Raw genomic sequence first — 26,779 nt, 5'->3', positions numbered from 1 at the left:
TTTTTTGTTTAATGCGATGTTTTTTTTTAGTGTTTCATTTTTTAACTGCGATATATAAAAACAAAAAAGGCTGTCCTGGCAAAGACAACCTTTAATGACTAATAAAATAAAAATGTATTCTAAAGTTTTACTTTCCTGATTGATTTTCAGGGCTCATAATAACTTCGACACTACTAGAACTATCCAAAACGTGCTTACTAAACTGTTGAATAGTTTTTTGATTAATTTTAGAAATTAAATTTTTATATTCTTCCTCCTGTAAAAACGGAATCTGACTTAAACTGTTGTTATAGAGCGTGTTGATCCAGAAAGAATTGGTTTTAAGTGATTCTTCCCTGTTTTTTAAAAGCGCCTTTTTAATGTCCTCTAAATCATTTGCATTGACCGGATTTGATTTTAAATCGTTTAATTCTTTCCAGACAATCTGCATTAATTTTTCTTCTTTATCAGGATTACAGTCAAAAGTCAGGGCAAGACTAAAAGTTGGTTTTGGGATTATTTCAAGATTTCCGCCAACGTTTACGCCGTAACTGCCGCCTTCTTCTTCGCGAATCGTCTGCAGGAACCGCTTTGATAGTATTTCTCCAATGATATACATCGACAAAGCATTTTCTTTACTGTATTGGATTGTTCCGGTTAAGTTTAAATAAACCGTTGTTTTCGCCACTTCCATCGGACGTGTGAAATGCACTTCGGTTTTTCCTTTCTTAGGTTCAATATTATGATCTACATAATTTTCCTTTAAAGCCGGATTTGATTTAATGTTTCCAATGTATTTCTGAATCAGTTCTATGGCTGAATCCGGAATGTTTCCAACAAAAATAAAGGTGAAATCACCAGCATTTTTAATTCGGTCACGATAAATACTTTCTGCTTTTTTCAGATCAATAGTCTCAAGGAATTTCTCGTTAAATATAAATGTACGCGGGTTATAATTAGAATTGGCCAGTTCAATAGTATCCTTAAAAGTGTTTGCGTTGTCTTGTTTGATATTTTCGAGATTGTTTTTATACTGCTCTTTCAGAATACTAAAAATATTGGGATCAAAACGTGGCACTTCAAAAGAAAGATAAAGCAATTGCAGCATCGTTTCGAAATCGGCTTTGTTGGAACTTCCCTGAAAACCCTGCGTATTTTCGCCAATAAAAGGGGAGGCCTGTGCTACTTTTCCGGTTAGTTTTTCTTTTAAGCCCATGTTATCAAAATTGCCTAAACCGGAAGATCTTGCAAGTGTTGTTGCAATTTCGGCGGAAGCCAGATCTTCTGTTTTTACCAACGATTTACCACCTTTTGAAAATGCAGAGAAAACAATCTGATCTTGTGAATATGTTGTTGGAAGCACAATTATTTTAGCATCATTCTCTAAAATATAACCTTTAGCATCCTTAATTCCGGCTACTTCGAATGTCTTTTTGATAGCAGCAGGTTTTAATTCTTTTTCTATTAAAGGTGCATTGTTTTCTTTTTTTGTGTACGGTTCTAAAGGCATACTTTCAACCTTTTTCATCACATTAACAACAGCTTCCTTATTTGGGAAATCATTTTTATCCTGATCAGAACCAGTCACCAAAACTACTTGATTTATAGGTTTCTGGATAGTTTTCGCGTAAGTGTTCAATTCTTCCAGACTGATGCTTTTAATAATACCAACAATCAATTTATAATCATCGTCTGCAGAAAGAAAAGGTTTTGCTTTTAAGAAATAATTCGTCAGTTTATCTGCCCAGCTGTCGTTGTCGACTTTATCTTTATTGCTGAGAAAATCATCGTATGAGCTTATGAAAATCTTTTTTGTTCGGTCTAGTTCAGCTTGTGCGGCACCAAAACGTTTTAAGCGTTCTGCTTCGGTATACGCTTCTTCAAAAGCCTGAATCGTTTTTCCTTTTTTGGCTAAAGCCGAAATATTAAAGGATGTACTTAATCTTGAAACAGGTTCGAAATAAGTTTTTAAGTTTAATGCCGAACCTTGGTTTTTTAGGATTAATTCTCTGAAACGATTGTTTAAAATACTGGTATAAAAAGAGTTCATTACGTTTTTACGCGTTACAGTGCTGTCTTTTAATAAGGGCTCATCGAGAACATACTGAAGCGTAATAGAAGTTGATGAAGCCTCTTTATCTGATGCAGTTCCGAAATACAATTCATCATGTTTTGGAATCTGCGCATAGGTTCTGGCAGCTGCTTTTTTAGCCAAAGCAATACCCGAAAATATTGCTTTGACCTTTTGCTCCATTACTTTTACATCAATATCTCCCACAATAATCACAGCCTGTAAATCGGGTCTGTACCATTTTTTATAGTAATTGCGTAATTCGGCATATTTGAAGTTATTGATGATATTTAAATCACCAATAACATCTCTTTTACTGTATTTTGAACCTTTGTATAAAACAGGATCCGTCTGCATTTTTAAGCGAAAACCGCTCGTTCTTCGGGTTCTCCATTCTTCCCTGATTACACCTCTTTCTGCATCAATTTCTGCATCAGTTAAAGACAGCGATCCTGACCAGTCATGAAGTACCCAAAGTGTAGAATCAATTAGTTTCTGATTAGCAATGGGAACACTGCTAATATTGTAAACAGTTTCATCCTGAGCGGTATAAGCGTTGATGTCTTTACCAAAACTTACTCCGTTTTTTTCCAGCATTTTAATGATACCTTTTCCTTTAAAATGTTCTGTTCCGTTAAAGGCCATGTGTTCCAGAAAGTGCGCCAATCCGTTTTGATTATCATCTTCAAGTATGGCGCCAACGTTTTGAACAAAGTAAAAACTCGCTCTGTCTTTTGGCTCTTCGTTGTGCAGAATATAATACGTTAATCCGTTTTTTAATTTTCCGGTTGTCACGTTTTTATCCAGCGCAATATTGGTTTTGAATTGAGCAAACGCACCCTGAACAGACAGCGCTAAAATGCCTATGATGATATTTTTTTTAGTATACATTTTAATGTTTTTTATCTTCTGTTTCTTCTAATTAGTATAAAAGCACCGCTTAAAATGATCAATAAAGGAAATAGCCCAATAAAGACAATTTTATTGATGAAAACCTGATTCGCATTGATGATTATTTTCTTATCTGTATTTTCCGGACGGGTAGTATCGATTGGATATTGGTAATTGCTGAACCAGCTGAAAACATCAGTAAAAAACTGAAATGTTCCTGAACCGCTTCGGCTTAACTCTGCATTACCCATAAAATCAGCATCTCCGGCAACAATTATTTTTTGGGATTTTCCGTTAATATTTCTCGTTAATGCCACAACCAGGGGAATAGTCGTTACAGAAGGCTGTTTCTTCAAATTTTCGGAAACTGAAGTAATTCCCATTTGAGATTCCCATGCAGGCTGGTTATTGGTTTTTAAAAGTGGTGTAACTTTAAATCCGGCATTTTTAACGATTTTGATTCCGCTGCTTCCTAAAAGCGGAATTGGATAATCATTTCTGGTTTTACTAAATTTAATGATAGCAGGATCTGTATTTTTTTGAAGATCGGTTACTAAATAATCCGGAGAATTGGTTTCACTTTCCTGAACCAGTGTTTGTTTGGTATAACTCAATCCTAATTTATCTGTTATAGCAGCTAAAGCCGAATTAGTCTCAGGTTCAGATAAAAGCATTACATTTTTTCCTTGGTCGATATACTTGGTAATACGGTCAATGGCACCCTGACTCAATTGTGTTTTTGGATCGGCAATAATTAAAATACCGGTTTGTTCCGGAATATTCTGCGCATTAATATCTACAGAGGAAACATCAAAACCTTGATTGATAAGTGAATATCTAAAAGTGATTTCATTGAATCCTGTTTTGTAATTTTTATCTCCGTTTTTATCAATGCTTCGCTCCATGTTTCCGGTGGCAAAAACAATTTTTGGAGCAGGAACCACTAACCTTTTTAAAGAAGCAGAGATTTCTTTTTCGCCCGGAGCTTTAAATAAATCATCAAACATTCTTAAAAATGTTTTCTTTCCGTTGTATTGGATTGTTCTTACCACTCGGTTTTGTTCCGGTTTCAGATCAATAACTTTTTTAATTTCCTCAGGAGAATATAATTTTTTAAGTTTTACATTCTGCGTTTCGATCAGTTTATCGGCAAGCTGTTTATCATTTAATCCCGGGTTTTGGGCATACAATGCTTCATTGTTTGAAGTGTCGTAATAATACACATATTCCATTTGCATTTGAGGCAAAAAACGGGTGTAGTTTTGAAAACTTGAAATATCCTGATTTTGCGAATACGGCATAGCCATATAATAGTTAATATCTAATAAGTTTACATAAGTAGTAAGCGTAATTGGTCCTTCTATTTTATTGACAATATCTAAACTCGTTTTGGTTAATGTTCTGTCTTTATTGCGTGTCATATCTTCATAGAACGTCAGAGATGCTCTTGAAGTAATATAGCCAAGGGCCAAAACAACACTTATAAGTAAAGTATATTTTAAAACTCTTTTAGAAACGGGCTGTGCATCTCTTCCGGTTTGTAATTTGTAAATACTCAAGCCAATAAAAAGACTGCTAACCAGTATAAAATACAATACATCTTTACTTATAATTAGACCTTCTAGCATTTCGTTTGCACGACCGGCGATCGATAGAAAATAAGTGATATCTTTTACATACTCGACATCCTGCCATAATTTGCCAATAAAATTTAATCCTGCCAAAACTACCAATGTACTAATCGCAGCAACAACCTGATAAGAAGTTAAACAAGACATAAAAAGCCCAATTGCAGCATAGGTACAAACCAATAAATACAAACCAATAAGTCCCGAAATAGCAAATTTTAAATCTAAATTTTCGACAGAGAAATAAGAAATAACAACCTGTAACCCCAATATACCAACAAATAAAAGACAATAAGCGGCAATGGCTAAATATTTGCCTAGTACAATTTCTTTGATTTTAATGGGCGAGGAAAGTAACAATTTGATAGAACCACTGTTGATTTCACGGCTTATCAATCCCATTGTTAATAGCGGAACATATAGATATAAATAATTCTGCATTTCAGTATATAAGCCCATGAATCCTGAAAAAATAGCTTGCGACAAATTACCCATTCCGTCGCCCATTTTCTGAGATTTTTCAAAGCGTTCCAGAGAGTCAAAGAATTTCCAGTTGGACTGGATGGAAAATATGACTAAAACGACCCATGCAACAGGCGAATAAAACATCGTGTTGAGTTCTGTTTTAGCGATTCTGTATATTGTTTTCATTTGTTTGTTTTTTAAGAAAGAATAGCGTTTTTAGAAGGCGCTTTTTTAGATAATTGAGCAAAAATTTCGTCCAGAGATACTTTTTCAAATTGAATTTCTCTCAATTTCCAGTTGTTATAGACACTTAGCGAAATAATTTTTTCGGCGACTTCCTGAGTTCCGGTAAAAGTGATCTGTACTTTTTTTGGAGACAGGAAAACAGCATTCGTTATCTCGGCTATATCTGTTAATGCTTCAAGAGCTGGCGGATTTTCAAAACTTGCCATTAATTTGTCTGCTTCGATATAATTATTAAAAGCATCAAGCGTATCGGAAAAAACCATATGTCCGTTTTCGATCATTCTGATATCCTGACAGGTTGCCTGAACTTCAGATAGAATGTGAGAGGAGAAAATAACGGCTTTGTCTTTGGATATTTTTTTGATTAATTTTCTAACTTCTAAAATCTGGTTAGGATCAAGCCCGTTTGTTGGTTCATCTAAAACTACTAATTTAGGTTCGTGAATAATAGCCTGGGCAATACCTACACGCTGTCTGTAACCTCCTGATAAGTTTCGGATTAAACGGTTGCTGAAATGTGCAATGCCGCATTGTTCTTTGGCTTTTTCTAAAGCATACTTTAAATCTTCTTTTTTTACATGTCTTAATTCTGCACAATGAATCAAATATTCATCTACCGTTAAATCCAAATGCAATGGCGGTGTTTGTGGCAGGAAGCCAATTAATTTTTTGGCTTCGACAGGGTTTTCTTTTAAATTAATTCCATCAATAAAAATGTTTCCTTTGGTTTGGTTTAAAACCCCGCAAAGAATATTCATAGTAGTTGATTTTCCAGCACCATTAGATCCTAAAAGACCTAAAATTCTGTTTGTTTTAATTTCAAAACTAATATTTTGTATTGCCCAATCCTTACTATATTGATGTGACAAGTCCTCAACTCTTACAATTGTTGTTTCCATAGTGTTTTTAAAATCGCAAGAATGTTTTTAAGTAACATTCTTGCGTTTATTTTATTTGTTTAGTATCCAGAATTTTGGTTTAAGAAAGGATTAGAGCGAAGTGCCGGCTCTGGAATAGGATATAAATTATCCGTAGATTTCCAGATTTTATCCGATAAAGCAGAGAGTGTTTCATCTAGTTTTCCGGTTCTTTTAAGATCCAGCCAGCGATGTCCGTTTTCGGCAAAAAACTCGCGTTGTCTCTCAAGAGCAATTAAGTCCAATAATTGATTTGGATTTGTTAGCGTAGTATTCTCTAATAAAGCTCTATTTCGAATTGCATTAATATCCTGCTGAGCTCCGGTAATATCATTCGATTTTACCCGGGCTTCGGCGCGTATTAAGTAGAGTTCTGCTAATCGAAGCAGGGTAGAGCGCTCTGAGGGAGAGTCTCCAAAATCATTTTGATATTTGCGAGGTGCAATACCTAAAAATACGCCCAATCTGTCAGTAATATCAATGGTCCAGTTTATTTTTCTGGCATCACCGGTTTCAAAAAGCGCATTACCTTTTCTTAGCAATAAAGTCCCCCCGGTTGTAAATACAGTAGATCCTTCGTAAGTATAATCAACATTATAATACGGTATTTGAAGAATCGACTCTTTATTATCTGCAATAAAAGGGCTGTTAGATTCTGTTAATCCCGTAATTAAACCATAAGTACCAGTTTGATTAATTACAGCAGATGCATGGGTTGATGCCTCATTCCATTTTCCTAAATAAAGATTCACCCTTGCCAATAAAGCTTCTGCCGCCCATTTTGTAGCTCTGATTCTTTCCTGATCATAATTTTTATAATCTGTTGGAAGATCTTTTGAAGCATCTGTTAAGTCCAGTAAAATTTGTGCATAAACAGCCTCTTGCGAAGATTGCGGCAACAATGCTGATACATCAACATTTGTAGTAAGTACCAGCGGCACACTTCCCCAAAGATTGGTCAGGTAGAAATAAGAATACGCTCTTAGAAATTTAGCTTCGGCAATCCATTGTTTGCTTTTTACGGCATTAATAGAGCTACTTTTACTAAGCCCTTCGATGACGTTGTTAGTATTGTAAATAGTTTTATACAATTCGCCCCAGTTAGCGTTTATAGTTCCGTCAGTTTCCGGAATTTCATTCGAACTGTAAACATTGGCAATACCTGTTCTTGGCACTAATTCATCAGCTGTTTGCCCAAGAAGCGCATGTACCCTGTTATAAAAAAAATCGGCAACCATGCTTTGGTAAATTCCGTTTACAGCAGCTTCGGCTGTTGCCTCGGTAGCATACACACTTTCTGATGAGAGCTGATTGCTTGGAAGATCAACATCCAGAGCATTATCACAACTTGTAAGTCCTAATAAAAGAAAAAACGAAAATACACAGGTATATTTAGTAGAAAAATTTTTCATGATTTTTTAGATTTAAAATGTAAACTGAGTTCCTAGAGTGATGGTACGCAATGGAGGCAATGCCAAACCTTGTGTTTCCGGATCAAGACCTTTGTACTTTGTAAATGTTACCAAGTTTTGTCCCTGAACCGAAAGGCGAATGCTCTGTAAATATTTCTTTGTTGCCTGATCTAAAGGAATCTGGTAAGAAGCGCTTACATTTTTAAGTTTTATATACGATGCATCTACAATAGAAGCATTGGATCCTAAATAATTAAAAAAACTATTTTGAAAACCTGAACTTAAAACATTTCCTTGTGCGATATAATCATTGTATTCATCTACCTGAAAATTCGCCGTTGAATAAGGATAACCCGGCTGAGCTCCTGTAGAAGACATTAGAGTAGTACCATCCTGTTTGACGAATTGAAACAAAAAGTCAAGAGTAAAAGCTCTATAGGTAATGGTATTCGAGATCCCACCGTAATATTGAGGGTAAGATGGCCCGCCGTACTTTCTGTCACCTTTGCCTGTTTCAGCATATCCTGAAGAGATTCTTCCGTCTCCGTTTAGATCTTCAAACTGAGCAATTCCATTAGCATTTACACCGGTATAATTATACAAATACCTGCTGTTTAAAGGGTTTCCTACTACATATTGAGAGTAATAGCTGGTGAACTCTATACCCGGAAATGATACTAACTTATTTGAATTGGTCGAAATATTAAAGGACGTTGACCAGTTGAAGTTTTTAGTATGAATATTGGTAGTCGCTAGAGTAAATTCCCATCCTTTATTTTCAACTTTTGCAGGTAAGTTTGCTGTATAGGTTGTAAAACCTGCCTGCGCACTAAGGGTATAGTTTACCAATTGGTTACTTGACGTATTTTTATAATAAGCAGCGGTAAAAGAAATACGATCGTTTAGGAAACTTAAATCTAGGGCAGCTTCAAATTTCTTTGTTAATCCCCATTTGATGTTAGGATTTGCAATTCTGGCTGCTGCCATAGAAGCATTTCCATCGCCGTAAGTACGAGTGTCAAAAGTTTCAGCATATTGATAATCGCCAATTTCGTCACTTCCAATTTCTCCATAGCTGGAACGTAGTTTTCCAAAACTTAACCATTTTACATTATTTAAGAATTTTTCCTGAGTAAATACCCATGCACCACCCACAGAACCAAAGTTTCCAAAACGATTATTCGCTCCAAAACGTGATGAACCATCCCTTCTAAAGTTAATGTTCAGGATGTATTTATTATCAATATTATAGTTAAGTCTGCTAAAAAGAGAAATGTACTTATATTCTGCACTTCCGTTAGTAGCCGTTACGTTTTCTGCAGTTCCCAGATTTCCAATTAAATTGTCCGAACTATAGCCGCTTGAACTAACGTAAGATGGCATTTCAGATTTCCTGTTCTGCCATGAACCTCCAACTAATGCAGTTAAGTTTCCTTTCCATAATTCAGTGGTGTAATTCAGCTGTGGCTCTACAGTAAAATTATTGGTATTATTGGTCGAAACAGTATAGGATCTTTGAAAGTTCATATCCATGCCATTGGCTTCGGCATAAACATGATTACTTGCTGATGCCAGCATGAATTGTTTGGTCTGCATTTGCGCTCTTCCGTATCCAAGATCTGTTTTAAAAGAAAATCCTTTTGCAATCTCATACTGAAGGCTTAAACTTGTAATTAAGTTCGTTCCTTTATCGTCTACTCTTTTCTCTAAAGCAGCAAGCGGATTAATATCGCTAAAATAGTCCGGAGACCAGTAATAACTGCCATCTGCATTGTACAACGGACGGTTAGGAGCAGTGCCTACTGCATAAGTTGTGATATCAAAAAAGGGCAGTTTATTATTATCTGTGGCAAAAATTACAGAAGCCCCAACTTTTAATTTATTATCAAGTGTACTGTGATTGATATTAAAGTTGGTAGAGAATTTGTCATAGCTAAAATTTCCCGGTACAACAGTAGTTTCCTTATGATAAGTACCACTTAAAAGGAAATTTGTGGTGTCATTTCCGCCTCTTAATGACGCAGAATAGTTATTGAAATTAGCTGTTCCGCCTATTAATTTTTTCTGCCAGTTTGTTTGCGCATTCGGGTCCCAGTCAGTAATAGCAATACCGTTACTATCAACATCAGCAACATCACCGTTATTGGTCAATGCCGTTTGCAGCATGTTTAAATAAGCAGGCGTTCCTAATGTTTTTGCCATATGGGCTACTTCAGAAACTCCTGAATTGGTAGTTACCGTAAATTCTGTTTTTCCTGATTTTCCTTTTTTGGTCGTAATTAATACCACACCATTGGCTCCTCTTGAACCGTAAATTGCCGTTGCATCTGCATCTTTTAAGATCTCGATGCTTTCTATATCATTTGGATTGATGATATTAAGAGGGCTGGTCGATTTTTGGGCACCTCTAATAACATTTTGATCCTGAACCTGTTCCTTAATATCGTCTCCAATATAAGGAACCCCATCAACAATATAAAGAGGTAAATTGTTTCCGGCAATAAAATTTCTTCCACGAATACTAATATTCATATCAGATCCTGCATAACCGGATGTTTGGGTTACAAAAACACCCGGAGTTCTTCCCTGAAGTGTTTGTAAAATATTGGTTACCGGCTGTTTTTCGATATCTTCTGCCGTAATTTTCACTACAGATCCTGTCGAAGTTCTTTTGGTTGTAGTACCGTAACCAATCACGACGATTTCATCTAGTTTAGCCAAATCGGGCTGCATTTTGATGGTAACAGATACTTGGTTTTCAACCGTAATATCTTGTGTTTTATAGCCTAAATAAGATATTCTAAGGGTATGTTTTCCTGACGGAAGCTGAACATAAAACTGTCCGTCGAAATCAGAAACACCTTGTCTGTTTCCGCCTAAAAGCGAAATAGTAACACCTGGTAGCGGCTGACCGTTTTCATCAAGAATTTTTCCTGACAGCATATAATCGGCATCTTCAAATTTTTCTTTTTTAGAAGCACTAGTTTCTGTATCAGCTTCAGTTTTAGATTTTTCTTTTTTGTAAATCACTACATTTTTGTCTACTTGTTTGTAGATCAAATTGCTGCCCTGAAGTACACTATTTAAAATATCGCTTACACTGCGGCGTCCTTTTGGAGTACTTACTTTAGGGAAATCTTTTATGATCTGTGGCTGGTAAGCAAATAGTAATCCTGTCTTATTTTCAATCGTTTTAAAAAGGGTTTTAATATCCTGATTATGAAGTTCAATATCTACAGATATCGCTTCCAGATTCTGACCGCTCATTTCATTGGCAAAGACCATGTGCGTGCCGCAGGTCAGTAAGAAAATGTGGAATAAACTGATTCGCATGATCATAATGGTTTTTTTTGACAGGTTAAAAAAAGACGTAGATGTCTTTTCCCTGTCAAACATGGTTGTTTTACAGCGTAATTTCATAAATTTGCATGTTTTTTAATGGTTACTGGAATTAATTATTAAGAATCGCGGCCATCTGGTGTAGGAGCTAGATGGCTTTTTTATTTTGGTTTTAGCTAGTTTTTATATCGTTTTTAAAAAGGTTAATACTCCGTTATTGGTGCTATTCGCAGCCTTTCCCTTCCAGGACAATGGCGTTATTTTGATTATAATGATATGTAGTTTCTATAACACTACATACTACCTTTAGAACATGATCTAAATCTTCTTCGTTTAAGAAACTGGCAGTAATCCTGCATTTTTTAATGTTTTCATTTTCTAATACAATCGAGACTTTATATTTTTGAGAAATTAGCGCAACCGCCTCTTCCATATTGATATCATCCAGAATCAGGTAATTACTTTTCCAGGCGATTGCAGTTTCGATTTTAATATTGTTTTGCTCAAAGTCTAAGGTGTTTTTGTTTACCTTTATTTGCTGGTTAGGGGTGATTATACCGTATGTTTTCTTTACATCTCCCACTTGTACCTTACCACGTTCCACCGTAACTTCTATATTGTCAGATGTGTCGTACGCATTGATGTTAAAGGCAGTTCCTAAAACTTTTGTACTTACTTTGCCCGTATGCACGATAAATGGTTTTTTCTCATTTCTTTTAATATCAAAATAAGCTTCTCCCGATAGTGTAACTTCTCTGGTTTCTTTGTCAAAATCATTTTGGTCATACGTGATACTGCTCTTATCGTTTAGGATAATCGTACTTCCGTCAGGTAAGCGAATAAGCTGTTTTCCGTTAAACGCCAGAATCGAGCTCTCTTTCTCTACATTTTCTTCTTTTGTTTTTATGACATTGGGCACATTTTCAGAAACAAAAGCAGTTCTTAAAGCAAACAAAATGGTAATCGCTGCGGCAATGGCAACTAGCGTTCTTCCAATTTTTCTATAGGATCTTTTATTATCATGAATCGAAATAACTTTTGAAGCCGATGATTGAGAAAGAATAAAACTCAGTATATCATCACTTTTTTGTTTATCCAGAATTTCAAGATTCTGATTTTCCTTCATCAGCGATTGAATCTTTTCTTTAATAAAATCATCATGCGTACCTGACTGGATAATCTCCATCAGCTTTTGTTGTTCTGCCTCAGATAAATTATTCTGCAGGTAGTTTTCGAATAATTCTTCAAATACTTTTTGTTGCATTTGCGTTTTGATTGTGAGTTAATAATCGTTTATAATAGTAAACCTGGGTGTTTTTTGTTTTTGTTTTAATGCAATGATCTTGTTAAAATAGGATAGAATCCTATGTCAAGTAATGATCTTTATTATAAAGACGATTGAAAAACAGGGAAGGAGTAGTCGAAAGTGAAAAAAATGTAAAAAAAATGTAAAATAATATAAAACAGCCTTTTTAGCCGTGGCTGAAAGTTTACATTTTAAAAAATAAAAACAAGGTCATGAACATATTCATGTAAGGCGAAATTTTTGTGCGAACAAATTTCAGAGCCTGAGCCATATGTTTTTTTACCGTTTCTGTAGAGATGCCTAAATCTTCACCAATTTTCTGGTGGCTTAAACCATCCCATTTTGCCATTTTGTAGATTTTTTGCTGCTGTGGCGGAAGCTGATCGACAATTTGGTTTAAGATAATATTGTACTGATCGTCTTTTATGGCATCTTCAGTATCATTTGTCGATGTGCTTTTGTAGTTAGTCTCAACAACTATAGACGTATCTCTCGCAATTTTCTTGATCATGTCAAAAATATGATTGCGGGAAATAATAAAAAGATAGTTTTCGATATTGGTAATTTCAGCCAGATTTTCGTGATTTTGCCAGATTTTCAAAAAGACATCCTGAACCACTTCTTCAGCTAAAATTCTTGATTTTGTTATTTTTAAAGCAGTGGAAAAAACAACATTTTTGTATTCATTATACAGTTTTGTAAACGCCAGTTCATTCCCTTGCGATAACTCGTAAAGGAGCTTGCTTTGGTCGGAATTGGAGTTTAAAGACATTGAGATAATAATTTGTTAACTTGGACAATATTATCACTTTTTTGAATATATGCACTATTACCACTAAAAATATTTAGTCGAAATGTTATTTTGCTAATTATTTACTACAAAATTTGTTTAATTTGTAAAAATACATCAGTCATTTTATAAATCAACGAAACGTACTATTTTGAGTACGAAATTTTTTTAAAGTTGCTGTTTATCGCATTTAAGAGGTTGATATTATAAAATATACGAAAATATGGAACTATTGGTTTTGGATATAAAAAAGAAGAATTGTTGTGGAAATGTAACTATTTATGAATAGTAAGAAAATTTAAATTTTGAGTCTATTAAATTTGCTTGTAGATCTTCCGTCTGTCTGAAAAGAAATTATATAAACTGTGTTACATTAGGTAGTTTACCAGCTTCCTTTTAAACCTTCTTTAAGTGCGCTGTTATATTTCTCTAAATCAAAGCTGTACAAGTCAGGGGCTTTATGCGCGCCACCTTTTCGGGATTCATCTAGTTTGGTGAGAATATCATAGCGAAGGATTTTTCGATAAAAATTACCTCGATTTAATTTTTTTCCTAAAATGGCCTCATACAATTTCTGCAATTCCGGCATTGTAAATTTTTCACTTAGAAGATTATAGCCAATAGGATGATTGTTCAATTGCTCGCGGAGAGTAAGCAATGCTTTATCTAAAATCGATCTGTGATCCATCATAAATGGCGGAAGATTGTCTATGGAGTGCCATTCAACGGCAGTAGAATATTCGTCGATAACCAATTTTACGTGCGAATGTTCTGCGAGCGCATAATAACCAATAGATACAAAACGCTGTTTATTCCAGATGCTGTCATCATGCTCTTCAAAAGCACTTTCAGAACGTTTTAAATTTCCAAAAGTATAAAACTGCTGCAGGTAGATATTCTCTGTTCCTGTTCTGTCTTTTAATATTCTAACTGCCGCATCATCAACGTTTTCCTCTTTTTTTACATAACCTCCCGGAAGTCCCCAGGAATTTTGATCTTTCATTTTTACGGTTAAAACATGAAGCGAATTTTCGTTAAAACTAAAAATAGCACAATCGATAGAAAGCGTCGGAATATATTTTTTAAAGGACTCTGCAGATTGTTTTTCAAGTATATGTTTTAATTCCATAAGGTTAAAGTTAACTCCAAATTTAATCTTTTTAAGAATTATAAGCCAAATCGTTTCAATTTTTTCTGACATTTTTTTTTAAGGCATAAAAAAAAATACTGATTTAGAAATCGAAGTTTTAATTTGAATTTGTTGTTCTGTATTAAAATAGGGGCAACATGACTTTAACCAGTGATTTTAATACTTTACGCAAACGAGGTAGTAGTTTTTTTGCTGTTTTTTAATTACATAAGCATATTTCTTCTTTATTGTTTTTATGAAATTTATATGCTTGAAATAGTGAGATTATGAAAATTATTTAGGTATTTATTTGTTGATATGGGAATTTGTTTTTAATATTGCTTCATAATGAAGCAATGAAATTAAAACTTACTTAAACTAACTTACCACTTATGAAAAAAATGCTAATCTCAGCAATCTGTATGGCTGTTTTTCCGACTCTTGATGCCTATTCTCAAGATGATAAAAAGCAACAAAAAGCCGTAGACTCCATTAAAACAATTACCAAAATTGTAGAAACAGATACCAAAGAAGAAAAAAATAGAAACGTAATGCTTAACGCTGCCAATAACTCAGGTCCGCGTGATGTAAATATCGGATTACCATCAACTGTTGGTGGAATCACGATTCAGGAAAATGATTTGCCAGTTGTGTATTATTTCTGGCCTGAATTACCAAACAGAACCTGGAGACAAAGTAAAAGTTTGGAGAGAACCGGTTTACTAAAAATTGGAGAAGCGGCTATTACAACCGGAGATTTAGGTTTTGCGGTAAACTCATACACTAAATTAGGAACAGATAAATTAGAAATTGTTGGTAATCTCTCAGGTTCAAGTTTTGGCTGGATGAAAGGAGATCTTAATGTTTCAGGACCTTTAGCAAAAGGCTGGTCCTATACAATGGGAGCTTACGCTAATTTCGATCCCAATTCTTTCGATTTAAAATTTGCCAATTATTCTGACCGAACTCAAATTTACAGAGCCGGACTTACCAAAAAATTCAATAACGGAAAAGGGAAAATAAGCTTTTTATATAAATATGCCAACTCAGCTTCTTTAACCAACTATGCCGTTTTTAGATATAAAGAAGGCGGAAAAGTCGAAGAATACAATGATTTTAAAATTGGTCGTGACTCGTACATCGTAAATGATGGAACAATGAAATTCAAAGACATACTTACCGGCGAAACTAAGTTTGCGGATATGGGCGCGAGCGATGCAGCAACAACTTCACACACATTTGATATCTTAGGAAATTACGATTTGGCCAACGACTGGAAATTTACGTTCTCAACTCGTTTTAGAACTTCAAAAGCATCACAGTTAATTGCCATTCCGTTGAGTATTTTTCAGGGAACTGCAACTGATAATTTTACATACGAGGCAACTGGTCAGCCTTATGTAGGAAATGTAAATTCGATGTTGGGATTGTATACTGACGGAACGCCAACAACAACCTTTTTATCCCGTTTCGAAATTAAAAAGAATGTAGAGAAACATAAATGGAGATTTGGATTATTAGAATATTATTATAATGTGGACGAGTTTACTTCAAGCCGTTCTTTCTTTAACCAGACTGTAAGTCCAAATCCTGACAAGTTGGTTCGTAATACTCCGGGAGGAACTTCAAATACGGATGCTGACGGATTTTACAATTACAATGTTGGTGGAGAATACCACAACGGATTCGAGAACAAACTATCAGGTTATTTCTCTGATAACTGGACTATTTCAGATCGTCTGACATTGGCTTATGGTATCAATTTAAGATACCACAAACTAAAAGGAGATTATTACCAAACGCCAAGAACGCCAAATGTAGTTTTCGATCCAAGCCAAAAATCATACTTTGATAACAACTGGTTTCATTTAGGAGGTTCTGTAAATGCAGTTTACAAAGTGACAAAAAGTGCCGGAGTTCTTGCTGATTTCACTTATACAGAAAAAAATGGCCAGCTTGAAAGTTATTCAGGATCTGTGGCGCCCAATTTGGCCAAAACAAAAAGTCCGTTGGCAGCATTTGGATTGTACTACAATCTGAAAAATTTAAGCATTGTTTCCCAAGCAACTTATTTGACAAGAAACAATTATCAGGCAAGATTGAATCTGGTAAATCCTGCAGATGGAAGTCAGTCAGAAGTAGCAACCGTTTTCTACGATATTCAAACCTTAGGCTGGACTACAGACATTGTAGCAACACCATTTAAAGGTTTTAATCTTCATTACTTAATTACGTTTCAGGATCCGGTTTACAAGAATTATGATTTCTCTGCTTTTGGAAATAACTATTCTTATAACGATAAAAACGTTTTGGAAATTTCTAAAGTATTGATGGAAATTGATCCAAGTTATACCTACAAAGATTTCAAGGTTTGGGCGAGTTTCCGTTATTTCAGTAAACAATATGCCAACTTAACAAACGCGTTATTCTTTGCGCCAAGATGGGAAACTTTTGGAGGTGTAAACTACAAAATAAACGATCATTTTGATATTGGTTTAACAGCTGTGAACTTCTTAAACCAAACAGGTGCAAAAGGAGCGATTAGTGGTGCGGAGCTGATTACAGATGCTTCAGCTTATTACGACCAGCTTTTGGTAGGATCTTATATTCGTCCGTTTACATTAGAAGCTTCTCTTAATTTCAGGTTCTAAATTTTATCTAAAATGAAAAAAACAATCATAACTGTCGGTTTCGCTTTTTTTATAAGCCTTACAGTACAAGCTCAGCAGGAAAACTTTACCATTATTAAAAATAATAAAGGTGCCGATTTGGGATATTCTCCTGAATCAGGTATTAAAATTTTAACCGTCAACGGAAAGAAATTTAAAGATTTAAATAAAAACGGAAAACTGGATAAATACGAAGACTGGCGACTTTCGGCAGATGAAAGAGCTAAAGATTTAGCTTCTCAAATGTCAGTGGAACAAATTGCAGGATTAATGTTATACAGTCGTCATCAGGCTTTACCGGCAGGAATAGCGGGTTATAATGCAGGAACTTATAACGGAAAAGTATTTCCGGAAAGCAATGCTAAAGCGTACGATTTAACAGATCAGCAAAAGGCTTTTTTGAAAGAAGATAATCTTCGCCATGTTTTGATCACAAATGTAGAAAGTCCTGAAGTAGCTGCTTTATGGAACAACCAAATGCAGGCTTTTGTAGAAGGAATTGGTCTGGGAATTCCGAGTAATACCAGTACAGATCCGCGTCATAATGCAACTGTTACCGCAGAGTTTAATGCAGGAGCAGGAGGAACAATCTCAATGTGGCCGGATGGTTTGGGAATGGCATCAACTTTCGACCCTAAAATTGTAGAACAGTTTGGTCAAATTGCTGCTAAAGAATATCGTGCGTTAGGAATTGCAACGGCCTTATCTCCACAAATCGACTTAGGATCAGAACCAAGATGGTACAGGATTTCGATGACCTTCGGAGAAAGCCCGACTTTAACCAGAGATATGGGACGTGCTTATATTGACGGTTTTCAAACTTCGTACGGAAAGGACGAAATTAAAGACGGTTGGGGTTACAAAAGTGTGAACGCTATGGTAAAACACTGGCCTAGCGGAGGAGCTGAAGAAGGTGGTCGCGATGGACATTGGGCTTACGGAAAATTTGCTGTTTATCCGGGAAATAATTTGCAGCAACATATTGATCCTTTTGTAAATGGAGCTTTCAAACTAAAAGGAAAAACGAGCAAAGCCTCGGCAGTTATGCCCTATTATACAATCACTTTTGATCAGGATAAAAAATACAATGAAAATGTAGCCAACGGGTACAGCAAATACATCATTACTGATTTATTAAGAGATAAATATGGTTACGATGGAGTAGTTTGTACAGATTGGCTGGTAACTGGCGATGAAGGCAAAACACCCAATCTTTTTGCAGGAAAACCGTGGGGAGTTGAGAATCTTTCGATTGTAGAAAGACACTATAAAGCTATTGTTGCCGGAGTAGATCAGTTTGGAGGAAACAATGATAAAAAGCCAGTTCTGGAAGCGTACCAAATGGGAATCAAAGAATTTGGAGAACCTTTTATGAGGGCTCGTTTTGAAAGATCTGCTGTTCGATTATTAAAGAATATTTTCAGGGTTGGAATTTTTGAAAATCCGTATTTGAATGTTGCTGAGACAAAAGCAATTGTTGGAAATCCTGAGTTTATGAAAGCGGGTTATGAGGCTCAGTTAAAATCGGTTGTAATGTTAAAAAACAAAGCTTCATTTCTTCCATTAAAAGAAAAGAAAACCGTTTTTATTCCCAAGATTTATACCGCTTCAACCAAAGACTGGTGGGGCGTTGCGAGTCAGCCAAAATTAGATTATCCTGTAAATTTAGATTTGGTTAAGAAGTATTACAATGTAACCGAAGATCCATCAAAAGCTGATTTTGCTATTGTTTTTGTTACGAGTCCACAGAGTTTAGAAGGTGGTTATGATTTAAAAGACAGAACAAGCGGAAGCAATGGTTATGTGCCAATTTCGCTTCAGTACGGAACCTATACAGCAACCGATGCAAGGGCAAAAAGTATCGCTGCTGGAGATCAGGTTATCGACCCAACCATAACAGACAGAACCTATAAAAACAAAACCGTTACCGTTGCCAACACAATGGATTTGAGAACAATTCTCGATACCAAAGATATGATGAACGGAAAACCGGTAATTGTTTCGGTAACAGCATCTAAACCTATGATCTTTAATGAATTTGAAAATCAAGTTGACGGAATTGTATTGAATTTTGGAGTTTCTACACAAGCGGTTTTAGATATCATTTCCGGAAAAACAGAACCATCAGGATTGTTACCGGTGCAAATGCCGGCAAATATGGAAACAGTCGAAAAGCAATTTGAGGACGTTCCTTTTGATATGGTTTCACATAAAGACAGCGAAGGAAATGTTTACGATTTTGCTTTTGGATTAAACTGGAAAGGTGTTATTACAGATGCCAGAACGGAAACTTATACTAAAGAATAGTTTAATCTCGCAAAGTCGCGAAGTCGCAAAGATTTTATTTAATGCCAAAGATTAAAAAAAGAAGAAAATAAAAATTGTTTCACGCAGATTCTGCAGATTTAAATTTGAAAATAAATAATCTGTGCTTATCAGCTTAATTCTTTTAAAATCTGCGTGAAACAAAAAAACTTTGCGACTTCGCGACTTTGCGAGATTAAATTAAACCATTAATTAAATGAAATACCACAAATGATATGAAAAATAAAATGACACTTTTATTTGCTTTTCTAATGCTTGTATCAACAACTGCAAAAGCGCAGGAAACAGTAAAACTATACGCCGGAAAAGCACCGGGATCTGAAAATTGGACACAAAAAGAAGCCCAAATGTATTCGGATCTTTTTAAAACTGAAGTAGTTTACAATGTAACAGATCCTTCATTATTAGTGTATCAAGTTCCAAAAGGAGTAAAAAATACAGGAACAGCAATTGTAATCGCTCCGGGCGGAGGTTTTCAGAGTTTATCGATTAACAGAGAAGGAAAAGAACTGGCTGAAATCTTAAGTAAAAAAGGAATCACAGCTTTTGTTTTAAAATACCGTTTGAATAAAACTGAAAGTAATGATCCGGCGAGAGAAATGATGGAGGAACTGAAAGACAGAGCTGCTTTCGAAAAAAACTCTCTGGCGACTATAAAATTAGCGGCACAAGACGGAAAGAATGCTTTAAAATATGTTCGTGACAATGCCTCAAAATACAGAATCGATGTAAAGAAAGTTGGAATTATTGGGTTTTCGGCAGGAAGTACCGTTGCGATGGAAACAGTTCTGGAAAATACAGTACATCAATTACCTGATTTTGTAGCCAATATTTACGGAGGTCCAAGACCGGAACTTTTAACGGTTGCAACTCCTGAGAAAAAGATTCCAATGTTTTTGTGTGCAGCCAGCGATGATCAGTTAAAATTGGCACCAAGAAGTATTCAGATGTACAATAAATGGTTAGAAGCCGGACAAAGTGTAGAGCTTCATATGTACTCAAAAGGCGGACATGGTTTCGGCACAGGAAAACAAAATTTGCCTGTTGATTCATGGGAAACTCGTTTTGAAGAATGGCTGACATTGCAGGGATTTCTAAATTAATAAGGGACTATTTAAACTATCTATATTATGAAACATACACTTATAAAAACAGGAAAAATAACGCTGTTGACGGCTTTAGTACTTTCGAATTTATCATGGAATAGCATTCCTAATGATGAAACAAATCCACCGGTTCTTACTGTTAAAGGATTTAAATTTTTCGATTTAAACAGAAATGGAAAATTAGATGTTTGGGAAGATACCCGTCTTTCTGTAGATCAAAGAATTGATGCCATCATCAAACAAATGACCAACGCCGAAAAAGTGGATCTTCTAATAGGAACCGGAATGCCCGGAATTGAAGAACTTACAGGTCCTGTTGGAGATTCTAAACAAGGTCTTGTTCCGGGAGCCGCTGGAGGAACTGCCTCTTTTGAACGATTTGGGATTCCTGCTACTGTTGTAGCCGATGGTCCTGCCGGTTTAAGAATTGCATCAACAAGAGAAAATGACTCAAAGACCTATTATGCGACTGCATTTCCGGTGGGTACAGCTTTAGCTTCAACTTGGAATAAAGCACTTTTAGAAGAGGTTGGAAAAGCAATGGGGAATGAAGTAAAAGAATATGGGGTAGATGTTTTATTGGCACCGGCCCTGAACATTCAGAGAAACCCATTGAACGGAAGAAATTTTGAATATTATTCTGAAGATCCGTTGATTTCAGGGAAAACTGCTGCGGCAATTGTAAACGGAATTCAGTCGCAAGGTGTGGGAACTTCGATCAAACACTTTGCTGTGAATAATGAAGAAACCAATCGTTTAACAATTAATGCTCACGTTTCTGAAAGAGCAATTAGAGAAATTTACCTGAAAGGTTTTGAAATCACGGTAAAAGAATCTCAACCGTGGACTGTAATGTCGTCTTACAACAAACTAAATGGAGAATACACATCTGACAGAAAAGATTTGCTTACAGAGGTTTTAAGAAACGAATGGGGTTTTAAAGGAATTGTGATGACCGACTGGTTTGGTGGTTTTCCGGGTTTTGAATCTATCAAAGACGGATCAAACTCAGATGTTGCCAAACAAATGATTGCTGGAAATGATTTATTAATGCCTGGAATTCCGGTTCAGAAAAAAGCATTATTAGAGGCTTTAAATTCAGGGAAATTATCTCAGGAAGTGGCCAATACAAATGCCAAAAGAATTTTAGAATATATCTTTCGTACGCCTACTTTCGCAAAATACAAATACAGCGATACTCCTAATTTAGCAAAAAATGCTCAAGTAACCCGAAATGCAGCAGCAGAAGGTATGGTTTTACTTAAAAACACTAATAACACATTACCATTTGCTGACAAGCAAAAAGAAGTCTCTTTATTTGGTGTTACTTCTTACGCCTGGATTACTGGTGGTACAGGAAGTGGAAGTGTGAATAATAAACACACCGTTTCTCTTTTAGAAGGATTAACTGCGGCAGGCTACAAATTAGATAAAGAACTGGCTGATTTGTATACACCTCACGCCGAAAAAGAAGTGGTAGCTGAAAAAGAAAGAAGAAAAGCAAGAGGGATTTTGGCTTTGCCGGAAAGACTTCCTGAGATGAAAATGGACGATGCTTTTATCGCCAAAAAAGCAGCAAGTTCTGAAATTGCCTTTGTGACTTTAGGGAGAAATTCCGGAGAGGGCGGGGATAGAGTTGTTGACAATGACTTTAATATGGCTAATGAAGAGATTGAGATGTTAGACAAAATTTCAAAAGCTTTTCATGAAAAAGGAAAAAAAGTAGTTGTTATTTTAAATATCGGTGGTGTAATCGAAACAGCGTCCTGGAAAGACAAAGTTGATGCTATTTTATTAGCCTGGCAACCGGGTCAGGAAGGCGGACATTCTGTTGCAGATGTTGTTTCGGGAAAAATAAATCCGTCAGGTAAACTGACGATGACTTTCCCTGTGAAATATTCAGATACCCCATCAGCGAAGAACTTTCCCGGAATTCCTGCTGATAATCCTAAAGAAGTAACCTATGAAGAAGGCGTTTATGTAGGATACCGTTATTTTAATACATTCAATGTAAAACCTTCTTACGAATTTGGTTTTGGATCTTCGTATACCACTTTTGATTATACCGATGTAAAATTGAGCGTACCAATTTTCAAGGATAAATTGACGGTTTCAGTAACCGTAAAAAATACAGGAAAAGTGGCGGGAAAAGAAGTGGTTCAGCTTTATGTAGCAGCGCCATCAAAATCGATTGATAAACCAAAAGAAGAATTGAAAGCTTTTGCAAAAACAAAAGATCTAAAACCGGGAGAAAGCCAAACGCTGCAACTGACTTTATCTTCTAAAGATTTATCTTCATTTTTAGAAAATAAAAGTGCCTGGATTGCAGAAGCAGGAACCTATAAAGTGTTGGTTGGCGCATCGTCTTTAGACATTAAAAAATCAGCTGAATTTTCAGTAGCAAAAGAAATTACAGTAGAAAAAGTGAAGAAATCTTTCGAATTAGATTCGAAGTTTACTGAACTTAAACCGTAATTATTAGTTAATTATTGTTAGTAAAAAAGCCTTTGAAACAATTTGTTTGAAAGGCTTTTTTTTAAACCAGTGATTTCAAAATATCCAGAAACATCTTCACCGCTTTCTTTTCATAAACTTCTTTTATCGAAATAATCATAGCCGTTCGCGTCATATTTTTTCCTTCAATCGGAATACACGAAATTCCTTTTTCGTTTTTGATAGTCGCCTGAGTAAGGATGGTATACCATTTTCCACTTTTTACAAGTTCTAATAAGGTGGGAATATCATTGATTTCGATCGCCACTTTTGGGTGTAACTTATTTTTATCAAAAGCTTCACTAATAAACTGTGTTGTGCTATATCCTTTTGAAGGAAGTGCAAGAGAAAGCCGGCTTATTTCTTTTAATGAAATTGACATTTTATTTTTTAAAGCCGATTCTGTCGAAGTAACCAAAGTCATGGGCGAGGTAAAAAGTGCCTGGTATTTAAAATGATTTTCGGTGATAATTTCTTCGAAAGTTAGAATGACATCCAATTCAAAATGGTTCAGTTTTTCGATCAGTTCCTTTGAAGTTCCAAAAACAATTTTGAACTCTATTTCAGGATATTGATTGGCGAATTCAATCACTGTTTGGGTTAGTATATTGCGTAAAGCATAAGTAACGCCAATGGCAATTTTTCCGGTATTCAGATTGTTTAAGTCTTTTAATAATGCAAGCCCTTCATTGGCTTTACTAATACTCTGCAAGGCAAAACCTGAGAATAATTCTCCAGCTTCGGTTAAGGTAATTCGCTTGCCAATTCGGTTAAAAAGCGAAATTTGCAATTCATCTTCGAGTTGTTTAATCTGTTGCGATAAAGTACTCTGGCTAATGTTTAAAGCATTGGCAGCCTCGGTAAAGTTGAGTAATTCTTTGGCTTTAAGGAAATATCTAAGTTGTCTGAGTTCCATGTTTTAAATCGGTTTTATCGATTGATGCTATCGAAAAATAAGGTTTTACAAATATAGAAATTCTTTAGACCTTTGTAGAAAATAATGAACAAGTAAAATGAAAATAATACCACTACAGGAAGGGAATTATGTTGTAAACAGTGAGAAAGAATTTAAACTCATCAATGAATTTCCTTTAGATTCAGGACTTAAAATGGCCATTCAGCCTTTTTTGATCATTACTCAACATGATTATATACTACTGGATTTGGGTTTGGGATTTAACAAAAACGGAAAGCCTTTTATTCATCATTTGCTGCAAACTCACAATATAGTACCGGAACAAATTACAAAAGTTCTGATTTCGCATTTTCATAAAGATCATATCGAAGGAATTGGTTATTTTGTTGGAGATAATTTTATCCAAAATTTTCCAAACGCCATAATTTATATGCAGGAAAGAGAACTTGATTTTGCTTTAACCCAACAACATCCTTCTTATAATCTGGATATACTCAATCAATTTAAATTGTTTCCTAATGTTGAATTCCTTGAGGATGATAAAGGTGAAATAACCAATGAGATTTTCTATGAAGTTTCTGGAGGACATTCGCCATTTCACCAGGTTTTCTGGATTAAGGAAAATAACGGGATTACCTTTTATGGAGCGGATGATTTACCACAGGAAGCGTATCTAAAAATGCATGTAGCTTATAAGACAGATTATAACGGTAAACGCGCCATGGAATCAAGAAAAAAATGGGAACAGGAAGCTAAAGAAGGACATTGGAAAGTGCTTTTGTATCATGATATGAAAAAGCCTGTTTTGGAATTTTAAATTTTTTTATAAAGAATAAAGAATAAAGAATAAAGAGAATAGAAAAAAGAGGATAGAAAAAAGATGTTTTCTGCACAACGCTATGTGAATTTATATAAAGTGAAACGCCTTTTTTAAGTTACAAAATCCTATGTTTCTATGTGTTTAAAAAAAAACACTGCTAATTACAAAGAATAAATAACTAAAAAAGGATGTTCGTTAGAGTATCCTTTTTTAGTTTAATTTCAGTTTTTTTCTTTTTCGAAATAATACAAACAAAACACTTCTTACTTTTTCTTCTAATGAAGATCGCAGAATCGAGAATGCTTTGGTAATCTGGGCTTCGACCGTTTTTATTGAAACATCAAGATGTTCGGCAATTTCGATATTGGTTAAGCCTTCTTTTTTACTTAAAATAAAAACCTCTTTGCATTTTGGCGGCAGGTTTTGAATCTCTCTGTTGACCACATTCAAAACACGCTGTAATGACTCGGAATCTTCTTCCTGAATGACAGAATCTAAAGCGTCGTAATACGATTTTTCTAATGAAAACAGAGATTGGTTTTTTCGATACAAATCAATGAATTCGTTGTAGACTAATTTGTAAAGAAAACTCTTTAAAGCATGATCCGTTTTTAATCTCGTGCGCTGTTCCCAAACTTTAATAAAAACATTCTGCACGATATCTTCGGCACTGTAAATGTTTTTCACCAAACTATTGGCATACACACAAAGTTTATGATGATAAGTGTCGATAAGATAGTTATATGCTCTTTCATCTCCTTTACTAAGAGACTCAATTAATGTGGCATTATCGTTATAATCATTCATCTTCATAGAAACAAATATATAAATTAATAGTTTTTAAGGTCAAAATGCACGCTTTATTTCGTCAAATTGAGCTTTTTTATCCTTTTCTATTTGAAAATTATTACAAATAAAATGAGGTAAAAAAGGCAAAGATAAAAACATTTACTATTCTAATTCTATAAAGTTAGTATAGTTTATTGAGGGGGAAGACTTGTGAAAAATAAAAAAACCATCAAAATGAAAAAAACTTTATCAAATTGTTAGGGTTTTGTTTTTTGGCTTCGTAATAATATTAAAAACAAGTAAAATGACAGTGAAAAAGTCAGAGCGATTAATTGTTAAGTTTATCACAAATCAGGCAAGTAAGGACGAAATTGAGACCTTAACTGAGTGGCTTAAAGAAGAGGAGAATAAAATTGTATTTAAAGAATTTGTAAAAACAAATTATGCAATTGATGCTGCAATGTACACTTTTGATTCAACCGAAGTTAAAAAACAACTAACAGCAAGAATCCAAAAAGATAATAACGTTTTTCAGAAAAAAAGATTTTCATCGTATTACAAATATGCGGCAATTTTGATTTTGGCTTTAGGAGGATTTTATTTTTATCAAAATTCAAATTTATTTCATGCTAAACAAAATGTGATTGTTCCAAGACAAGATGATATTGTTTTACAGTCAGGCAATGGATCGGCAGAAACAATAGATACTTCTGAAACACGTGATGTAACAGACAAAGACGGAAAAGTAATTGGAAAACAGGAGAAAAACAGATTGGTGTATTTCAATACGGATTCAAATTCTAATACAAAATTGGTTTACAATACTTTGAAAATTCCGTATGGTAAAAAGTTCGAGGTTCAATTATCAGATGGTACAATTGTGTATTTGAATGCTGGAACATCATTACGATATCCTGTTCAGTTCGTAAAAAATCAAAGCCGTCAGGTGTATCTCACCGGCGAAGCTTTTTTTGAAGTATCAAAAGATAAAGCACATCCGTTTACAGTAAATGCACAAGAAGTGAATGTAGAAGTTCTGGGAACTAAGTTTAATGTGAACTCGTATGTAGAAGATGCAAGCACTAATGTTGTTTTGGTAGAGGGGAAAGTGTCGCTCTATAAAGATAAAAAAACAGCAGAAAATCAAGTTTATTTAACTCCGGGGTTAAAAGGTTCGAATGTAAAAGGACAACAAAAAATTACAACAGAAATCGTAAATACAGATTATTATACAGCCTGGGTAAAAGGAAGCTTAGTATTTAAAAATGCATCTTTTGATGCTATTATCAAAACACTCGAACGTCATTATAATGTGACTTTTATCAATGAAAACAAAGCATTGGGCAAAGAAATTTTCAACGCCCGTTTTGACAATGAACCTATCGAAGTAGTTCTGAAATATTTCAACGATAGTTATGCTATAGATTATAAGATAAATGAAGATCAGATTACTATTAAGTAGAGAGGTGTTAAGAGAATAGAATAAAG

Annotated in this window: 16 protein-coding genes; 6 read left to right on the top strand and 10 right to left on the bottom strand. The window is 35.0% G+C overall.

The annotated features are described in order from the left end of the window. Window positions 1–127: 127 nt before the first annotated feature. The 8 genes from IRZ78_RS08840 to IRZ78_RS08805 all read right to left on the bottom strand — a co-directional run bounded on the left by IRZ78_RS08840 (window position 128) and on the right by IRZ78_RS08805 (window position 14,173). Window positions 128–2,941 carry an insulinase family protein gene (locus IRZ78_RS08840; protein ID WP_194616173.1) on the bottom strand — a complete coding sequence of 938 codons (2,814 nt, stop codon included), beginning with the start codon at window positions 2,939–2,941 and terminating at the stop codon, window positions 128–130. A gap of 11 nt (window positions 2,942–2,952) precedes the next feature. Then, window positions 2,953–5,220 (bottom strand): Gldg family protein, encoded by a 2,268-nt coding sequence (locus IRZ78_RS08835; protein WP_194616172.1) that lies wholly within the window; start codon window positions 5,218–5,220, stop codon window positions 2,953–2,955. Between the two features lie 11 nt (window positions 5,221–5,231). Continuing rightward, window positions 5,232–6,179: an ATP-binding cassette domain-containing protein gene (locus IRZ78_RS08830; RefSeq protein ID WP_194616171.1), complete on the bottom strand. Its 948-nt coding sequence runs from the start codon at window positions 6,177–6,179 to the stop codon at window positions 5,232–5,234. A gap of 59 nt (window positions 6,180–6,238) precedes the next feature. Further along, the gene (locus IRZ78_RS08825; RefSeq protein ID WP_194616170.1) at window positions 6,239–7,609 is read right to left on the bottom strand and encodes a RagB/SusD family nutrient uptake outer membrane protein; all 1,371 of its coding nucleotides are present in this window, start codon (window positions 7,607–7,609) and stop codon (window positions 6,239–6,241) included. Window positions 7,610–7,621: 12 nt separating this feature from the next. Then, window positions 7,622–11,029, bottom strand: coding sequence for a TonB-dependent receptor (locus IRZ78_RS08820; RefSeq protein WP_194616169.1), 3,408 nt, complete (start codon window positions 11,027–11,029; stop codon window positions 7,622–7,624). A gap of 142 nt (window positions 11,030–11,171) precedes the next feature. Next, window positions 11,172–12,212, bottom strand: coding sequence for a FecR domain-containing protein (locus IRZ78_RS08815; RefSeq protein WP_194616168.1), 1,041 nt, complete (start codon window positions 12,210–12,212; stop codon window positions 11,172–11,174). Between the two features lie 226 nt (window positions 12,213–12,438). After that, window positions 12,439–13,026: an RNA polymerase sigma-70 factor gene (locus tag IRZ78_RS08810; protein ID WP_194616167.1), complete on the bottom strand. Its 588-nt coding sequence runs from the start codon at window positions 13,024–13,026 to the stop codon at window positions 12,439–12,441. A 400-nt stretch (window positions 13,027–13,426) separates the two neighbouring features. After that, window positions 13,427–14,173 (bottom strand): NUDIX domain-containing protein, encoded by a 747-nt coding sequence (locus tag IRZ78_RS08805; protein WP_194616281.1) that lies wholly within the window; start codon window positions 14,171–14,173, stop codon window positions 13,427–13,429. Between the two features lie 392 nt (window positions 14,174–14,565). Here IRZ78_RS08805 and IRZ78_RS08800 point away from each other — a divergent pair, with 392 nt between their 5' ends. The 4 genes from IRZ78_RS08800 (at window position 14,566) to IRZ78_RS08785 (ending at window position 22,748) form a co-directional block, all read left to right on the top strand. Further along, window positions 14,566–16,824 (top strand): TonB-dependent receptor, encoded by a 2,259-nt coding sequence (locus tag IRZ78_RS08800; RefSeq protein WP_194616166.1) that lies wholly within the window; start codon window positions 14,566–14,568, stop codon window positions 16,822–16,824. Window positions 16,825–16,836: 12 nt separating this feature from the next. Beyond that, the gene (locus IRZ78_RS08795) at window positions 16,837–19,149 is read left to right on the top strand and encodes a glycoside hydrolase family 3 N-terminal domain-containing protein (protein WP_194616165.1); all 2,313 of its coding nucleotides are present in this window, start codon (window positions 16,837–16,839) and stop codon (window positions 19,147–19,149) included. A gap of 233 nt (window positions 19,150–19,382) precedes the next feature. Continuing rightward, window positions 19,383–20,270: an alpha/beta hydrolase gene (locus IRZ78_RS08790; protein WP_228520414.1), complete on the top strand. Its 888-nt coding sequence runs from the start codon at window positions 19,383–19,385 to the stop codon at window positions 20,268–20,270. 27 nt (window positions 20,271–20,297) lie between these two features. After that, window positions 20,298–22,748 (top strand): glycoside hydrolase family 3 C-terminal domain-containing protein, encoded by a 2,451-nt coding sequence (locus IRZ78_RS08785; RefSeq protein WP_194616164.1) that lies wholly within the window; start codon window positions 20,298–20,300, stop codon window positions 22,746–22,748. Between the two features lie 61 nt (window positions 22,749–22,809). Here IRZ78_RS08785 and IRZ78_RS08780 read toward each other — a convergent pair whose 3' ends face one another. After that, complete coding sequence (locus tag IRZ78_RS08780; protein WP_194616163.1) at window positions 22,810–23,682, bottom strand: LysR substrate-binding domain-containing protein; 873 nt, start codon at window positions 23,680–23,682, stop codon at window positions 22,810–22,812. A gap of 97 nt (window positions 23,683–23,779) precedes the next feature. Here IRZ78_RS08780 and IRZ78_RS08775 point away from each other — a divergent pair, with 97 nt between their 5' ends. Next, complete coding sequence (locus tag IRZ78_RS08775) at window positions 23,780–24,499, top strand: MBL fold metallo-hydrolase (protein ID WP_194616162.1); 720 nt, start codon at window positions 23,780–23,782, stop codon at window positions 24,497–24,499. Window positions 24,500–24,712: 213 nt separating this feature from the next. Here IRZ78_RS08775 and IRZ78_RS08770 read toward each other — a convergent pair whose 3' ends face one another. Then, window positions 24,713–25,315: an RNA polymerase sigma-70 factor gene (locus IRZ78_RS08770; protein WP_194616161.1), complete on the bottom strand. Its 603-nt coding sequence runs from the start codon at window positions 25,313–25,315 to the stop codon at window positions 24,713–24,715. A 280-nt stretch (window positions 25,316–25,595) separates the two neighbouring features. On the opposite strand from IRZ78_RS08770, the gene IRZ78_RS08765 reads away from it, so the two are divergent. Then, a complete protein-coding gene (locus IRZ78_RS08765; RefSeq protein ID WP_194616160.1) occupies window positions 25,596–26,753 on the top strand; it encodes a FecR family protein in 1,158 nt (385 codons plus the stop codon). Window positions 26,754–26,779: the final 26 nt, after the last annotated feature.

The sequence above is a fragment of the Flavobacterium sp. CSZ genome (genome assembly GCF_015350725.1).
Lineage (GTDB): Bacteria > Bacteroidota > Bacteroidia > Flavobacteriales > Flavobacteriaceae > Flavobacterium.
This window is presented reverse-complemented; position numbering and strand designations above follow the sequence as displayed.

Bases quoted from the DNA above. Each gene is read 5' to 3' on its own strand.
- IRZ78_RS08840 (WP_194616173.1), bottom strand. From the start codon at position 2,941: ATGTATACTAAAAAAAATATCATCATAGGCATTTTAGCGCTGTCTGTT.
- IRZ78_RS08835 (WP_194616172.1), bottom strand. From the start codon at position 5,220: ATGAAAACAATATACAGAATCGCTAAAACAGAACTCAACACGATGTTT.
- IRZ78_RS08830 (WP_194616171.1), bottom strand. From the start codon at position 6,179: ATGGAAACAACAATTGTAAGAGTTGAGGACTTGTCACATCAATATAGT.
- IRZ78_RS08825 (WP_194616170.1), bottom strand. From the start codon at position 7,609: ATGAAAAATTTTTCTACTAAATATACCTGTGTATTTTCGTTTTTTCTT.
- IRZ78_RS08820 (WP_194616169.1), bottom strand. From the start codon at position 11,029: ATGAAATTACGCTGTAAAACAACCATGTTTGACAGGGAAAAGACATCT.
- IRZ78_RS08815 (WP_194616168.1), bottom strand. From the start codon at position 12,212: ATGCAACAAAAAGTATTTGAAGAATTATTCGAAAACTACCTGCAGAAT.
- IRZ78_RS08810 (WP_194616167.1), bottom strand. From the start codon at position 13,026: ATGTCTTTAAACTCCAATTCCGACCAAAGCAAGCTCCTTTACGAGTTA.
- IRZ78_RS08805 (WP_194616281.1), bottom strand. From the start codon at position 14,173: ATGGAATTAAAACATATACTTGAAAAACAATCTGCAGAGTCCTTTAAA.
- IRZ78_RS08800 (WP_194616166.1), top strand. From the start codon at position 14,566: ATGAAAAAAATGCTAATCTCAGCAATCTGTATGGCTGTTTTTCCGACT.
- IRZ78_RS08795 (WP_194616165.1), top strand. From the start codon at position 16,837: ATGAAAAAAACAATCATAACTGTCGGTTTCGCTTTTTTTATAAGCCTT.
- IRZ78_RS08790 (WP_228520414.1), top strand. From the start codon at position 19,383: ATGAAAAATAAAATGACACTTTTATTTGCTTTTCTAATGCTTGTATCA.
- IRZ78_RS08785 (WP_194616164.1), top strand. From the start codon at position 20,298: ATGAAACATACACTTATAAAAACAGGAAAAATAACGCTGTTGACGGCT.
- IRZ78_RS08780 (WP_194616163.1), bottom strand. From the start codon at position 23,682: ATGGAACTCAGACAACTTAGATATTTCCTTAAAGCCAAAGAATTACTC.
- IRZ78_RS08775 (WP_194616162.1), top strand. From the start codon at position 23,780: ATGAAAATAATACCACTACAGGAAGGGAATTATGTTGTAAACAGTGAG.
- IRZ78_RS08770 (WP_194616161.1), bottom strand. From the start codon at position 25,315: ATGAAGATGAATGATTATAACGATAATGCCACATTAATTGAGTCTCTT.
- IRZ78_RS08765 (WP_194616160.1), top strand. From the start codon at position 25,596: ATGACAGTGAAAAAGTCAGAGCGATTAATTGTTAAGTTTATCACAAAT.